This window comes from Streptomyces sp. SD15 (genome assembly GCF_054462255.1).
The window spans coordinates 21,747-36,223 of record NZ_JBTLMO010000001.1 but is presented as its reverse complement, the minus strand read 5'-3'; the positions used below and the strand labels follow the sequence as shown (position 1 = coordinate 36,223).

General features: G+C 69.0%; 13 protein-coding genes. 9 read left to right on the top strand and 4 right to left on the bottom strand.

The features are described 5' to 3' along the window. Positions 1–44: 44 nt before the first annotated feature. The 9 genes from ACX28W_RS00210 (at position 45) to ACX28W_RS00170 (ending at position 11,097) form a co-directional block, all read left to right on the top strand. On the top strand, positions 45–941 hold the full coding sequence (locus ACX28W_RS00210; protein ID WP_458996686.1) for a dihydrodipicolinate synthase family protein: 897 nt from the start codon (positions 45–47) through the stop codon (positions 939–941). A gap of 32 nt (positions 942–973) precedes the next feature. Then, positions 974–1,975 carry a proline racemase family protein gene (locus tag ACX28W_RS00205; RefSeq protein WP_458996685.1) on the top strand — a complete coding sequence of 334 codons (1,002 nt, stop codon included), beginning with the start codon at positions 974–976 and terminating at the stop codon, positions 1,973–1,975. A 59-nt stretch (positions 1,976–2,034) separates the two neighbouring features. Beyond that, positions 2,035–2,730: a GntR family transcriptional regulator gene (locus ACX28W_RS00200; RefSeq protein ID WP_458996684.1), complete on the top strand. Its 696-nt coding sequence runs from the start codon at positions 2,035–2,037 to the stop codon at positions 2,728–2,730. 148 nt (positions 2,731–2,878) lie between these two features. Continuing rightward, positions 2,879–3,877, top strand: a complete 999-nt coding sequence (locus ACX28W_RS00195; protein ID WP_458996683.1) for a LacI family DNA-binding transcriptional regulator — start codon at positions 2,879–2,881, stop codon at positions 3,875–3,877. 144 nt (positions 3,878–4,021) lie between these two features. Further along, a complete protein-coding gene (locus ACX28W_RS00190; protein ID WP_458996682.1) occupies positions 4,022–5,368 on the top strand; it encodes an ABC transporter substrate-binding protein in 1,347 nt (448 codons plus the stop codon). 8 nt (positions 5,369–5,376) lie between these two features. Further along, the gene (locus ACX28W_RS00185) at positions 5,377–6,339 is read left to right on the top strand and encodes a carbohydrate ABC transporter permease (RefSeq protein WP_458996681.1); all 963 of its coding nucleotides are present in this window, start codon (positions 5,377–5,379) and stop codon (positions 6,337–6,339) included. Beyond that, positions 6,336–7,211: a carbohydrate ABC transporter permease gene (locus ACX28W_RS00180; RefSeq protein WP_458996680.1), complete on the top strand. Its 876-nt coding sequence runs from the start codon at positions 6,336–6,338 to the stop codon at positions 7,209–7,211. The genes ACX28W_RS00185 and ACX28W_RS00180 overlap by 4 nt, the downstream gene beginning before the upstream one ends. Positions 7,212–7,250: 39 nt before the next feature. Then, positions 7,251–8,861 (top strand): glycoside hydrolase family 13 protein, encoded by a 1,611-nt coding sequence (locus ACX28W_RS00175; RefSeq protein WP_458996679.1) that lies wholly within the window; start codon positions 7,251–7,253, stop codon positions 8,859–8,861. An 85-nt stretch (positions 8,862–8,946) separates the two neighbouring features. After that, on the top strand, positions 8,947–11,097 hold the full coding sequence (locus ACX28W_RS00170; protein ID WP_458996678.1) for a discoidin domain-containing protein: 2,151 nt from the start codon (positions 8,947–8,949) through the stop codon (positions 11,095–11,097). Here the strand turns inward: ACX28W_RS00170 and ACX28W_RS00165 are convergent. From ACX28W_RS00165 to ACX28W_RS00150, 4 genes are read right to left on the bottom strand one after another with little or no spacing between them, the layout of a single operon-like run. After that, positions 11,069–11,875, bottom strand: coding sequence for an ABC transporter ATP-binding protein (locus tag ACX28W_RS00165; RefSeq protein WP_458996677.1), 807 nt, complete (start codon positions 11,873–11,875; stop codon positions 11,069–11,071). The two genes, ACX28W_RS00170 and ACX28W_RS00165, sit on opposite strands and share 29 nt — an antisense overlap. A gap of 20 nt (positions 11,876–11,895) precedes the next feature. After that, positions 11,896–12,675: an ABC transporter permease gene (locus ACX28W_RS00160; RefSeq protein ID WP_458996978.1), complete on the bottom strand. Its 780-nt coding sequence runs from the start codon at positions 12,673–12,675 to the stop codon at positions 11,896–11,898. A gap of 5 nt (positions 12,676–12,680) precedes the next feature. Next, positions 12,681–13,454: an ABC transporter permease gene (locus tag ACX28W_RS00155; RefSeq protein WP_458996676.1), complete on the bottom strand. Its 774-nt coding sequence runs from the start codon at positions 13,452–13,454 to the stop codon at positions 12,681–12,683. Then, a complete protein-coding gene (locus ACX28W_RS00150) occupies positions 13,451–14,422 on the bottom strand; it encodes an ABC transporter substrate-binding protein (protein ID WP_458996675.1) in 972 nt (323 codons plus the stop codon). Before ACX28W_RS00150 ends, ACX28W_RS00155 begins: the two co-directional genes overlap by 4 nt. Positions 14,423–14,477 lie beyond the last annotated feature (55 nt).

Sequence of the window (14,477 nt, the reverse complement as noted above, 5' to 3'; positions counted from 1 at the left end):
GGCCATCAGTAAAATGTCACACCCTATTGAGAGGGGATCCGTACATGACCACCGCCGAGAACCGCCCCTGGCGCGGAGTCCTCGTCGCCACCGCGCTCCCGCTGAACGACGACCTCTCCGTGAACCACGACAGGTTCGCCGAACACTGTGCCTGGCTCGTCGAGAACGGCTGCGACGGCGTCGTACCGAACGGCTCCCTCGGTGAGTACCAGGTGCTCACGCCCGAGGAGCGGGCCAAGGTCGTCGAGACGGCGGTCGCGGCCATCGGCGGCTCCCGTGTGATGCCCGGCGTCGCCGCCTACGGCTCCGCCGAGTCCCGTCGCTGGGCCGAACAGGCCCGCGACGCCGGCTGCCGGTCCGTGATGCTGCTGCCGCCGAACGCCTACCGCGCCGACGAACGCTCGGTCCTCGCGCACTACGAGGAGGTCGCCAAGGCGGGCATCCCGATCGTCGCGTACAACAACCCCATCGACACCAAGGTCGACCTGGTGCCCGAGCTGCTCGCGAAGCTGTACGACGAGGGGTACATCCACGCGGTCAAGGAGTTCTCCGGCGATGTGCGCCGCGCCTACCAGCTCGCCGAACTCGCCCCAGGGCTCGACCTGTTGATCGGTGCCGACGACGTTCTCCTCGAACTCGCCGTCGCGGGCGCCAAGGGCTGGGTGGCCGGTTACCCGAACGCGCTGCCCGGCGCGAGCGTCGAGCTGTACCACGCCGCCGTCGAGGGCGACCTCGACACGGCGGGCAAGCTCTACCGCCAGCTGCACGCCCTGCTGCGCTGGGACTCGAAGATCGAGTTCGTACAGGCCATCAAGCTGTCCATGGACATCGTCGGGCGTCATGGCGGTCCGGTCCGCCCGCCGCGCGTCCCGCTACTGCCCGAGCAGGAGGCCGCCGTCCGAGCCGCCACGGAGCGGGCCGTCGCCGCCGGTCTCGCCTGACCCGCCTTCCCTCGTCAGGAGTCAGTGATCCCATGCGCAGCAAACTCGTCCTGCACGCCGTCGACTCGCACACCGAGGGCATGCCCACCCGGGTGATCACCGGCGGCATCGGCACGGTCCCCGGCGCGACCATGAACGAGCGGCGGCTGTACTTCCGCGAGTACCGCGACGACATCAAGCAGCTCCTGATGAACGAGCCGCGCGGCCACTCCGCGATGAGCGGCGCCATCCTCCAGCCGCCCACCCGGCCCGACTGCGACTACGGCGTCATCTACATCGAGGTCTCGGGCTACCTCCCGATGTGCGGGCACGGCACCATCGGGGTCGCGACCGTACTCGTCGAGACCGGCATGGTCGAGGTCGTCGAGCCGGTCACCACCATCCGGCTCGACACCCCGGCGGGTCTCGTCGTCGCCGAGGTCGCGGTCGAGGACGGCGCCGCCAAAGCCGTCACCCTGAAGAACGTGCCGTCCTTCTCCGTCGGCCTCGACCGCAAGGCCACGCTCGCCGACGGGAGGACGGTGACGTACGACCTCGCGTACGGCGGCAACTTCTACGCGATCCTGCCGCTGGAGCAGTTCGGGCTGCCCTTCGACCGGGCGCGCAAGGACGACATCCTGAAAGCAGGGCTGGCGCTGATGGACGCCATCAACGCGGAGGGCGAGCCCGTGCACCCCGAGGACCCGTCCATCCGCGGCTGCCACCACGTCCACCTGTACGCGCCGGGTGCGACCGCCCGCCACTCCCGGCACGCCATGGCGATCCACCCCGGTTGGTTCGACCGCTCACCCTGCGGTACGGGCACCAGCGCGCGCATGGCGCAGCTGCACGCCCGGGGTGAACTCCCGCTCCACACCGAGTTCGTGAACGAGTCCTTCATCGGGACGCAGTTCACCGGCCGACTGCTCGGCACCACCGAGGTCGCCGGAATCCCCGCTGTGCTGCCCAGCTTCACGGGCCGTGCCTGGATCACCGGGACCGCCCAGTACCTGCTCGACCCCTCCGATCCGTTCCCGGCCGGATTCGTCCTCTAGGACCTTCCGGAGATACTGGTAGCGCGTGACATTGCATATGCCGTACGAGGAGACACCCCATGGCCGCCCAGCGCAGCAGCGCACCCTCTGCCGCTCCCGCCCTGCCGACGCTCGGCGGGAAGAGCAGCTACCGCGAGCGCGTCGCCGACGCCCTGCGGGCCGCGCTGATCGCGGGCGAGCTGCGCGCGGGTGAGGTCTACTCCGCGCCGACACTCGCCGCCCGCTTCGGCGTCTCCGCCACCCCGGTGCGCGAGGCCATGCTCGACCTCGCCAAGGAGGGCCTGGTCGACGCCGTGCCCAACAAGGGCTTCCGGGTCACCGCCGTCTCCGAGAAGCAGCTCGACGAGTACACGCACATCCGCGCACTCATCGAGATTCCCACCACCGTGGAGCTGGCCACCACCGCGGACCCCGTCTCTTTGGAGGCGCTGCGCCCGGCCGCCCGGGAGATCGTGACCGCCGCGGTGGCCGGCGACCTCATCGCGTACGTCGAGGCGGACATCCGCTTCCACCTCGGCCTCCTCGCCCTCGCGGGCAACGCGCACCTGGTCGAGGTCGTCGGCGAGCTGCGCAAGCGCTCCCGTCTCTACGGCCTCAACGCCCTCGTCGAGGCGGGCCGCCTGCAGGACTCCGCGGAGGAGCACCTCGAACTCCTCGACGCGCTCCTCGACCGCGACAAGGACGCCGTACGCGAAGTGATGACCCGTCACCTGGGCCATGTCCGAGGCCTCTGGGCCGCTCGCCGACCCGGCTGATCCACCGGCACGGGATCCAGCTGATCCACTCGCACGGGATCCAGCTGATCCACTCGCACGGGATCCAGCTGATCCACTCGCACGGGATCCAGCCGATCCATCTGCCGCTACGCAAGCCGTTTGCATATCTTGCGATATTCTTGCGTGCATGACGCGACGACTTGCTCAGGTGGCGAAGAAGGTCGGGGTCAGCGAGGCCACGGTCAGCCGGGTGCTCAACGGCAAGCCCGGAGTCTCCGATTCCACCCGGCAGGCGGTGCTCTCCGCACTGGACGTGCTCGGCTACGAGAGGCCCACGCAGCTGCGCGGTGAACGCGCCCGGCTCGTGGGCCTCGTGCTGCCCGAGCTGCAGAACCCGATCTTCCCGGCGTTCGCCGAAGTGATCGGCGGGGCGCTCGCGCAGCTCGGTCTCACCCCGGTGCTGTGCACCCAGACCAAAGGCGGCGTCTCCGAGGCGGACTACGTGGAGCTGCTGCTCCAACAGCAGGTCTCCGGTGTGGTGTTCGCGGGCGGTCTGTACGCGCAGGCGGACGCGCCGCACGACCACTACCGGCAGCTCGCGGACCGCAACATCCCGGTGGTGCTGGTGAACGCGGCCATCGAGCACCTGGGGTTCCCCTGCGTCTCCTGCGACGACGCCGTCGCCGTCGAACAGGCCTGGCGCCACCTGGACTCGCTCGGCCACGAGCACATCGGGCTGGTCCTCGGCCCCGGCGACCACATGCCCTCGGGGCGCAAGCTCGCGGCGGCGCGCGTGCTCGCCCCCGACCTGCCCGACGAGCACGTCGCCCGGGCCATGTTCTCCCTGGAAGGCGGACAGGCCGCGGCCACCCGGCTGCTCGACCGGGGTGTCACCGGCATCATCTGCGCCAGCGACCCCCTCGCGCTCGGCGCCGTACGGGCCGCCCGCCGCAAGGGACTCTCCGTCCCGGGCGAGGTCTCCGTGGTCGGCTACGACGACTCGGCGTTCATGAACTGCACCGAGCCCCCGCTGACCACCGTGCGCCAGCCCATCGAGGCCATGGGGCGCGCTGCCGTCGAGCTGCTGAACGCTCAGATCGGCGGCAGCAGTGTCACCGCCGAAGAGCTGCTGTTCGAGCCGGAGTTGGTGGTGCGAGGGTCCACTGCGCAAGCGCCTCGCCACTGAGATACGCGTGGCTGTCAAATATTTCCATATTCTGCGCGACATCTTGCGGACCGATGTCGTCGGTGCTTGAGTGTGCGGCGCCCACCGCTCCAGGCCACGGGTTGCCAAAGGGTTCCACCCGCTCCTGCCCGAAGGGGTCCACCGATGAGAAGCACCGGGTTCCGCCGTACCTTCATCACGCTCATGGCGTGTTCTTTCGCGCTCACCGCCACCGCCTGCGGTTCGAGCGACGACACGGCCGACGGCAAGACCAGCATCACCGTCAACTGCATGCCGCCCAAGAGCGCGAAGGTCGACCGCTCGTTCTTCGAGGCGGACATCAAGGCCTTCGAGAAGGCCAACCCGGCCATCGACGTCGTCGCGCATGACGCGTTCCCGTGTCAGGACCCCAAGACGTTCGACGCCAAGCTGGCCGGAGGCCAGATGGAGGACGTCTTCTACACCTACTTCACCGACGCCAAGCACGTCGTGGACATCAACCAGGCCGCCGACATCACGAGTTACGTCAAGGACCTCAAGAGCTACGACACCATCCAGCAGCAGCTGCGCGACATCTACACCGTCGACGGCAAGATCTACGGCGTCCCGCGCACCGGCTACTCGATGGGCCTGATCTACAACAAGAAGCTCTTCGAGCAGGCGGGCCTCGACCCGGAGAAACCCCCGGCGACCTGGGAGGAACTGCGCGCGGCCGCCAAAGCGATAGCCGGGCTCGGCAACGGCACCGTCGGCTACGCCGACTACAGCGCCCAGAACCAGGGCGGCTGGCACTTCACCGCCGAGCTCTACTCGCAGGGCGGCGACGTCGTCAGCGAGGACGGCAAGTCGGCCACCATCGACACCCCCGAGGGCAAGGCCGTCCTGCAGAACCTCAAGGACATGCGCTGGACCGACAACTCCATGGGCAGCAAGCAGCTCCTCGTCATCAACGACGTCCAGCAGATGATGGGTTCCGGGAAGCTCGGCATGTACCTCTCCGCGCCGGACAACATCCCGATCCTGGTCAAGGAGAAGGGCGGCAACTACAACGACCTCGCCCTCGCGCCCATGCCCGGCGGCCAGGGCACGCTCATCGGCGGCGACGGCTACATGTTCAACAAGAAGGCGACGCCCGAGCAGATCAAGGCGGGCCTGAAGTGGCTCGACTCGATGTTCCTCACCCCCGGCGACGGCTTCCTCGGTGACTACGCCCGCGCCAAGCAGAACGACGCACCCGTCGGACTGCCCGAGCCCCGCCTGTTCACCGGCGCGGCGGACGAGAAGGACCAGCAGGTCAAGGAAGCCAACGCGAACGTCCCGGTGGAGAACTACCAGGCCTTCCTCGACGGCAACCAGAGCCTGGAGATGAAGATCGAGCCGCCGCAGGCCCAGCAGATCTACTCCGTCCTGGACGGCGCCGTCTCCGCTGTGCTCACCAAGAAGGACGCCGACATCGACAAGCTCCTGAGCGACGCGTCCGGCAAGATCGACTCCATTCTGGCCCGGGGCTGACACCGTTCATGAAGACCGCATCGAAGCCCGCGGTGCCTCCACCGACGGCTGTACGGCCGGTGGAGGCACCCAGGCCAGGACCTCACAGGCGTCCACTGCGCCGGCGCCTGGCCGACCAGTCCCGCGCGTACGGCTTCCTCATCGGCGGCCTGCTCTGCTTCGCGCTGTTCTCCTGGTACCCGGCGATCCGCGCGGTCGTGATCGCCTTCCAGAAGTACACGCCCGGGGCGGAGGCGGAGTGGGTCGGCACAGAGAACTTCACCCGCGTCTTCCACGACCCGGAGTTCGCGGCCGCCTGGCGCAACACCCTGACCTTCACGCTCCTCGCCCTGCTCATCGGCTTCGCCGTCCCCTTCGTGATGGCGCTGGTGCTGAACGAACTCCGGCACGCGAAGGCCTTCTTCAGAGTCGTGGTCTATCTGCCGGTGATGATCCCGCCGGTGGTCAGCGCCCTGCTCTGGAAGTGGTTCTACGATCCCGGAGCGGGCCTGGCGAACGAGGCGCTGCGCTTCCTGCACCTGCCCACCTCGAACTGGTCCAACGGCGCCGACACCGCCCTCGTCTCCCTCGTCATCGTCGCCACCTGGGCCAACCTCGGCGGCACCGTCCTCATCTACCTGGCCGCGCTGCAGAGCATCCCCGGTGAGCTGTACGAGGCGGCCGAGCTGGACGGCGCGAACATCTGGCAGCGTGTCCGCCATGTGACGATCCCGCAGACCCGCTTCATCATCCTCATGCTGATGCTGCTGCAGATCATCGCCACGATGCAGATCTTCACGGAACCGTTCGTCATCACGGGCGGCGGCCCGGAGAACTCGACCGTGACGGTCCTGTACCTGATCTACAAGTACGCCTTCCTCTACAACGACTTCGGCGGAGCCTGCGCCCTGAGCGTCATGCTCCTCGTCCTGCTCAGCGCCTTCTCCGCGCTCTATCTGAAGCTGACCAGCTCCGGAGGTGAGGACTCATGAGCACCCGCACGCTCGTCTCACCGCTCACCCTGGCCCGCCGCCGCGGCAAGACCCTCTACTGGACGGTCTTCTCGGGCGTGGTCCTGCTCTTCGCGCTCGCCTTCCTCTTCCCCGTCTACTGGATGGTCACCGGCGCCATGAAGTCGCCGGACGAGGTCACCCGCACACCCCCGACGCTCGTCCCCGACAGGTGGAGCATCACCGGCTATACCGACGCCTGGGACCTGATGGACCTGCCCACCCACCTCTGGAACACGGTGGTGCAGGCCACCGGCGCCTGGATTCTCCAACTCGTCTTCTGTACGGCCGCCGCGTACGCCCTGTCCAAGCTCAAGCCCGCCTTAGGCAAGATCGTCCTCGGCGGCATCCTCGCCACCCTGATGGTCCCCGCGCAGGCACTGGTCGTCCCGAAGTACCTGACCGTCGCGGACCTCCCGCTCATCCACGTGAGCCTGCTCAACGACCCGCTCGGCATCTGGCTGCCCGCGGTGGCCAACGCCTTCAACCTCTACCTCCTCAAGCGCTTCTTCGACCAGATCCCGCGCGATGTCCTGGAGGCCGCCGAGATCGACGGCGCCGGACGGCTGCGCACCCTCTGGTCGATCGTGCTGCCCATGTCCAGGCCGGTCCTGGGAGTCGTGTCGATCTTCGCCCTGGTCGCCGTCTGGCAGGACTTCCTCTGGCCGCTGATGGTCTTCTCCGACACCGACAAACAGCCCATCAGCGTGGCCCTCGTCCAGCTGTCGCAGAACATCCCGCTGACCGTGCTGCTCGCCGCGATGGTGATCGCCAGTATCCCCATGGTGGCGATGTTCCTGGTGTTCCAGCGGCACATCATCGCCGGGATCAGCGCGGGCAGCACGAAGGGCTGACCCCACCCCCTTCCAGAGCTTCACAGAAAGGTAGGCACCGTGGGACAGCATTCCCCTGCCCGCACCCAGGGCGAATGGTGGCGCTCCGCCGTCATCTACCAGGTGTACGTCCGCAGCTTCGCGGACGGCGACGGCGACGGCACCGGCGACCTCGCGGGCGTCCGCGCCAAACTCCCCTACCTCGCCGAACTCGGCGTGGACGCCCTGTGGTTCAACCCCTGGTACCTGTCACCCATGGCCGACGGCGGCTACGACGTCGCCGACTACCGTGCCATCGACCCGGCCTTCGGAACCCTCGCCGAGGCGGAGAAGCTCATGGCCGAAGCGCGGGAGCTGGGCATCCGCACCCTCGTCGACATCGTGCCGAACCACGTGTCCGACCAGCACGCCTGGTTCCGCGCGGCCCTCGCGGCCGGCCCCGGCAGCCCCGAGCGCGAGCTGTTCCACTTCCGCCCCGGACGCGGCGCACACGGCGAACTCCCGCCCAACGACTGGCCGTCCCAGTTCGCGGGCTCCACCGAACCCGTCTGGACCCGGCTGCCCGACGGCGACTGGTACCTCCACCTGTTCACCCCCGAGCAGCCCGACCTCAACTGGGCGCACCCGGCGGTCCGGCAGGAACACGAGGACGTCCTGCGCTTCTGGTTCGAACGGGGCGTGGCCGGCGTCCGCATCGACTCGGCCGCGCTGCCCGCGAAGGACCCGGACCTCCCCGACTTCGTCGAGGGCCGCGACCCGCACCCTTTCGTCGACCGCGACGAACTCCATGACATCTACCGCTCCTGGCGCACGGTCGCCGACGCCTACGACGGCATCTTCGTCGGCGAGGTCTGGCTCCCCGACACCGAGCGCTTCGCCCGCTACCTCCGCCCGGACGAACTGCACACCGCCTTCAACTTCTCCTTTCTGTCCTGCCCTTGGGACGCCGGACGGCTGCGTACGTCGATCGACGAGACCCTCGCCGAGCACGCCCCGGTCGGCGCGCCCGCCACCTGGGTGCTGTGCAACCACGACGTGACGCGCACGGTCACCCGCTACGGCCGCACCGACACCGGCTTCGACTTCGCCACCAAGGCCTTCGGCACCCCCACCGACCTCGCCCTCGGCACCCGGCGCGCCCGCGCCGCCGCCCTGCTCTCACTCGCGCTGCCCGGCGCCGTCTACGTCTACCAGGGAGAGGAACTCGGCCTGCCCGAGGCGGAGATACCGCGCGACCGCATCCAGGACCCGATGCACTTCCGCTCCGGCGGCACCGACCCGGGCCGGGACGGGTGCAGGGTCCCGCTGCCGTGGACCGCCTCGTCGCCCCACGCGGGCTTCGGCGGTGAGCCCTGGCTTCCGCAACCCGCGGGCTGGCCGGCCTACGCGGCCGACCACCAGGCAGCCGACCCCGCTTCGATGCTCGTCCTCTACCGCGAGGCGCTTCGCATCCGCCGAACCGAGCCGGGCTTCGGCGACGGCCCACTGACCTGGCTGCCCACCCCTGACGGCGTCCTCGCCTTCGCCCGCACGGACGGCACGCTCTGCGTGGTCAATCTGTCCGACACCCCCGCCGAACTCCCCGACCACACCCAACTCCTCCTCACCAGCGGCCCCTTGGACGCCGAGGGCCACCTCCCCCAGGACACGGCGGCCTGGCTGCGCGCCTGACGCCGCAGCCCGGCCGCCGCACCACCCCGCTATCCCGCAACCCCACGATGAAAGGGATCAGCAGATGTCGAGTTCTGTCAGGAGCATGCCAGTAGTGGCAACGGCGGTGGCCGTAGCCCTCGCCGCCGACATGCTCAGCGCCACCACGGCCCACTCCGCGGTGACGGTCGCGGGCGCCAACCTGCCCTTCACCTCCGTCGAGGCCGAGTCCGCCACCTCCACGGGCACGAGGATCGGCCCCGACTACACCCAGGGCACGCTTGCCTCAGAGGCCTCCGGGAGGCAGGCCGTACAGCTGAACGCGGGCCAGCGCGTCGAGTTCACCGTCCCCCGAGCGGCCAACGCGGTGAACGTCTCCTACAGCGTCCTGGACGGCCAGTCCGGCACGCTCGACGTGTACGTCAACGGCACCAAGCTCGCCAAGACCCTCCCCGTCACCTCCAAGTACTCGTACGTCGACACCTCCTGGATCGCCGGCGCCAAGACCCACCACTTCTACGACAACGCCCGGCTGCTCCTCGGCCAGAACGTGCAGGCGGGCGACAAAGTCGCCTTCCAGGCCGCCGCCACCCAAGTCACCGTGGACGTCGCCGACTTCGAGCAGGTCGCCGCGGCTGCCACCAGACCCGCGGGCTCGGTGTCCGTCACCGACCGGGGCGCGGACCCCACTGGCCAGGGTGACTCGACGCAGGCCTTCCGGGACGCGATCTCCGCGGCGCAAGGGGGAGTCGTGTGGATCCCGCCGGGCGACTACCGCATCACCTCCTCGCTGAACGGCGTCGCGAACGTCACCCTCCAAGGCGCGGGCAGCTGGTACTCCACCGTGCGCACCTCGCGTTTCATCGACCAGACCAGCTCGTCCGGAGGCGTCCACCTCAAGGACTTCGCGGTCATCGGCGAGGTCACCGAACGCGTCGACTCCAACCCGGACAACTTTGTCAACGGCTCGCTGGGCACGAACTCGACGGTCTCCGGCATGTGGCTCCAGCACCTCAAGGTCGGCCTCTGGCTGACGGGCAACAACGACAACCTCGTCGTCGAGAACAACCGCATCCTCGACACCACCGCCGACGGCCTCAACCTCAACGGCAACGCGCGCGGTGTCCGCGTCCGCAACAACTTCCTGCGCAACAACGGCGACGACGCGCTCGCCATGTGGTCGCTCTACGCGCCCGACACCAACAGCAGCTTCGAGAACAACACCATCACGCAGCCGAACCTCGCCAACGGCATCGCGATCTACGGCGGCACCGACATCGCGGTGACGAACAACCTGGTCTCCGACACCAACGCCCTGGGCAGTGGTATCGCCATCTCCAACCAGAAGTTCCTCGACCCGTTCCACCCGCTGGCCGGCACCATCTCGGTCGACGGCAACACGCTCGTGCGCGCCGGCGCGATGAACCCCAACTGGAACCACCCGATGGGCGCGCTGCGCGTCGACTCCTACGACAGCGCGATCAACGCCACGGTCAACATCACCAACACCACGATCACCGACAGCCCGTACAGCGCCTTCGAGTTCGTGTCGGGCGGCGGGCGCGGCTACGCGACGAGCAACGTGAACGTGACCGGCGCGACGGTCAGCAGGGTCGGCACCGTAGTCGTCCAGGCCGAGACGCAGGGTGCGGCGAAGTTCAGCAACGTCCAGGCCACCGGCGTCGGCGCGGCGGGTGTCTACAACTGCCCGTACCCGACCGGCTCGGGTGTCTTCACGCTCACCAACGGCGGCGGCAACTCCGGCTGGGACACCACCTGGTCGGACTGCAACAGCTGGCCGCAGCCCGGCTCCGGAAACCCGGACCCCGACCCGGCGCGCAACCTCGCGATCGGCCGCCCCGCCACCGCGACCGGCTCGCAGGACGTCTACACACCCGGCAACGCCGTCGACGGCAACGCGAACACCTACTGGGAGTCCACCAACAACGTCTTCCCGCAGGCCTTGACGGTCGACCTCGGCTCAACTCAGGCTTCCCGCAAGGTCGTTCTGAAACTCCCGCCCGCCGCGGCCTGGGGCGCGCGCACGCAGACTCTGTCCGTGCAGGGAAGCACGGACGGCACGGCGTACTCGACCGTCGTCGCCTCGGCGGGCTACCGCTTCGACCCGGCCACCGGAAACACGGTCACCGTGCCGCTGCCCAGCGGAACGAACCTGCGCTATCTGAGGGTGAGCGTCACCGGCAACACGGGCTGGCCGGCAGCCCAGTTCAGTGAGGTGGAGGCGTATCTGTCTTGAGGTCGGAGGGCGTTCCGCGCTTCGCCGCCTGGATCTGCTCGTACACATGGGTCCGTAGTTCGGCGAAGCGCGGGGCGACCCGGGTGTGCAACTGGTCGCGCTCGTCAGGGAGATCAACCTTCAGCTGCTCCTGGACCACGGTGGGGGAGGCGGACAGGACGACCACCCGCTCACCCAGGTACACGGCCTCGTCGATGTCGTGCGTGACGAACAGGATCGTGATCCCGCGCTCCCGCCACAGCCCCCGGACGAGGTCCTCCAGATCGGCCCGCGTCTGAGCGTCCACCGCCGCGAACGGCTCGTCCATCAGCAGCACATCGGGCTCGTACGCCAGTGCGCGGGCGATGGCGACCCGCTGCTGCATACCGCCGGACAGCTGCCACGGATACGCCCCGGCGGCATCCGAGAGACCGACCGACTTCAGCGCGTCCGCGACCAGTTCGCGCCGCCGTGACTTACCCAAGTCCTTCTGCTTGAGGGGTAGTTCGACGTTATCCCCGACCCGCATCCAGGGAAACAGGCTGCGCCCGTACTCCTGGAACACGAACGCCATCCCGGGCGGCGGCCCGCTCACCGGCCGGCCCGCGAGCAGCACCTCGCCCGCCGTCGGGGTGAGGAGCCCGCCCATGCACTTCAGCAGGGTCGTCTTGCCGCACCCCGACGGACCGACCAGACAGACCAGTTCGCCGGCGTCGACGGTGAAGGTGAGATCGCGGACCGCCTCGACCCGGCGCCCCGAACCCTCGTAGACCTTCTTCAGGCCGCGTACGTCGAGCATGGACCGCCCTTTCATGAGCTTCACGAGGACCGCCGGGTGGAGCGCAGGCCGTGGTACCAGCCGAGCACACGCCGCTCGACCAGTTGGAAGACGACGGAGAGCAGGAAGCCGAGCAGACCGAGGACGAGGATCCCGGTCCACATGTCGGGGATCGCGAAGCCGCGCTGGAACTGCACGATGGTGAAGCCGAGGCCGTTGCTGGGCGCGAACATCTCGCTGATGACCATCAGGATGATGCCGACGGAGAGGGCCTGGCGCAGGCCCGCGAAGATCTGTGGGCTCGCCGAGGGCAGCACCACGGTCCGCAGTCGGGCGACGCCCGTGATGCCGTACGAACGCGCCGTCTCCGCCATCACGGAGTCGACCGCCCGTACCCCCTCGACGGTGTTGAGCAGGATCGGCCAGATGCAGCCACTGGCGATCACGGCGATCTTCATGGTGTCGCCGATGCCCGCGAACAGCATGATGACGGGGATGAGGACGGGCGGCGGCACCGCGCGCAGGAACTCCAGGACCGGTTCGCACACGGCCCGCACCCGGCGGTACGAGCCGATGACCGTGCCCAGCGCCACGCCCACGACGGCCGCCGACAGGTAACCGGCGAGCAGACGCAGCACACTGGGCAGGACGTCGGCGCGCAGCCGCTCGCCCGTCCAGACGTCCGGGAAGGTCTTCAGGATCGTGCGCAGGGGCGGCCAGTAGACGTCGGTGCTGCCGTCGGAGGCCAGCCACCAGCCGGCGACGACCAGGGCGGGCAGGGCGACGACGAAGAGGATCCGTGACAGCACCCGCAGCAGGATCCCTCTCACACCGTCACCTCCCCGCGCACCGACTGGTGCCAGGCCAGCGCCCGCCGCTCCACCGTGCGGGCGCCCACGTTGATCACGAGGCCGAGCAGACCCGTGACCACCACCAGCGCGTACATGTCCGGGACGGCCCCCGAGGTCTGGGCGACCGCGATCCGCGCGCCCAACCCCGGGGCCCCGATGACGAGTTCGGCGGTCACGGCGAGGATGAGGGCGACCGCGGCGGCCAGCCGGACACCCGTCATGACGTACGGCAGAGCCGTGGGCCACAGGACGTGCCGTACGCGGGCCCAGGTGCCGAGGCCGTAGGAGCGGGCCGTCTCCTCCGCGACCGGGTCGACGTCCTGGACGCCGTACAGGACCTGGACGAGGACCTGCCAGAAGGAGGCGTACACGACGAGGAGGAGGACGGAGCGGAGTTCGGTGCCGTAGAGGAGGACGGCGACGGGGATGAGGGCGACGGAGGGGATCGGGCGGAGGAACTCGATCGTCGAGGCCGTGGCCTCCCGCAGATACGGCACGACCGAGACGACCAGGCCCACGGCGACGCCCGCGCCGACCGCGATCACCAGGCCCAGCGCCCAGCCGGTGAGGGTGTCACCGAGGGCGGTCCAGAAGGCGTCGTCGTTGACCTCCTGCCCGAGCGCGTCGGCGATGCGGCTGGTCGGCGGGAAGTAGGCCTCCTTGACAAGACCGAGCCGCGGCACCGCCTCGCCCAGGGCGAGGAAGGCCGCGAGCCCGGCCGCACCCAGTACGGCGTTCAGCCCCCTCACGGCAGCAACTTGTCGAGGTCGGGCGTCGACTTGAACAGCCCGTCCTGCTCGCCCAGCTTCTCCAGCGCGTCGATCGACGCCCGGTTCGGTTCGGCCGGCCACTTCGGCAGGATCACCTGCGCCAGTACGTCGGCGGGGATCTTCGTGTACGTGGTGACGGTCTCGCGGACCTCGTCCGGGTGGGCGTCGGCGTAGGCGAGGGACTCGGCCGTGGCCTCCTGGAACTTCTTCACCACGTCCGGGTTCTGCTGCGCGTACTGCGTGGATGTGAAGTACATCGCGACGGTCAGGCCCTCCGCGACGTCGACCAGGGGTGAGGCGATCTCGCGCGCGCCCTGGCTCTTGACGGTGGCCAGCGCCGGCTCGACCACCATGGCGGCGTCGATCTGGCCGCCGTCCAGGGCCGCGGGCATCTGGTCGAAGGCGAGTTCGACGAAGTTCACCTTGTCGGGATCGCCACCCGCCTTGCGCACCGACTCGCGCACCGCGCTCTCGTTGATGTTCTTGAGGGTGTTGATGGCGACCTTCTTGCCCTCGAGGTCCTTCGCCGACTTGACCGGGCTGTCCTTCTTCACCGTGAGGGCGCCGAAGTCCTTGCCCTGGGCGCCCGTTGAGGCGATGCCGTTGGCGACGGCCTGCACGGGTACGCCGTTGGACTGGGCGACCATCAGCGAGGTCATGTTGGAGAACCCGAACTGGAACTGACCGCTGGTCACGCCCGGCACGATCGCCGCGCCGCCCTGTGCGGTCGTCATGGACAGCTTCAGGCCCCGCTTGCTGTAGAAGCCCTTCTCCTGGCCCAGGTAGAGGGGCGCGACATCGACGATGGGGATGATTCCCACCTTGACCGTGGTGGAACCGCCGGACGACGTGCCCTTGTCCGACGTTCCGGAGTCGTCGGACGAGCCACAGGCCGACGCGGCGACCAGCAAGGCTCCGGCCGCGAGACCGGCGAACAGACGACGCATGGCTCCTCCTGTGCAGACGACAGTGTTCCGACAGGCTGTGCGCACACCGCACAAT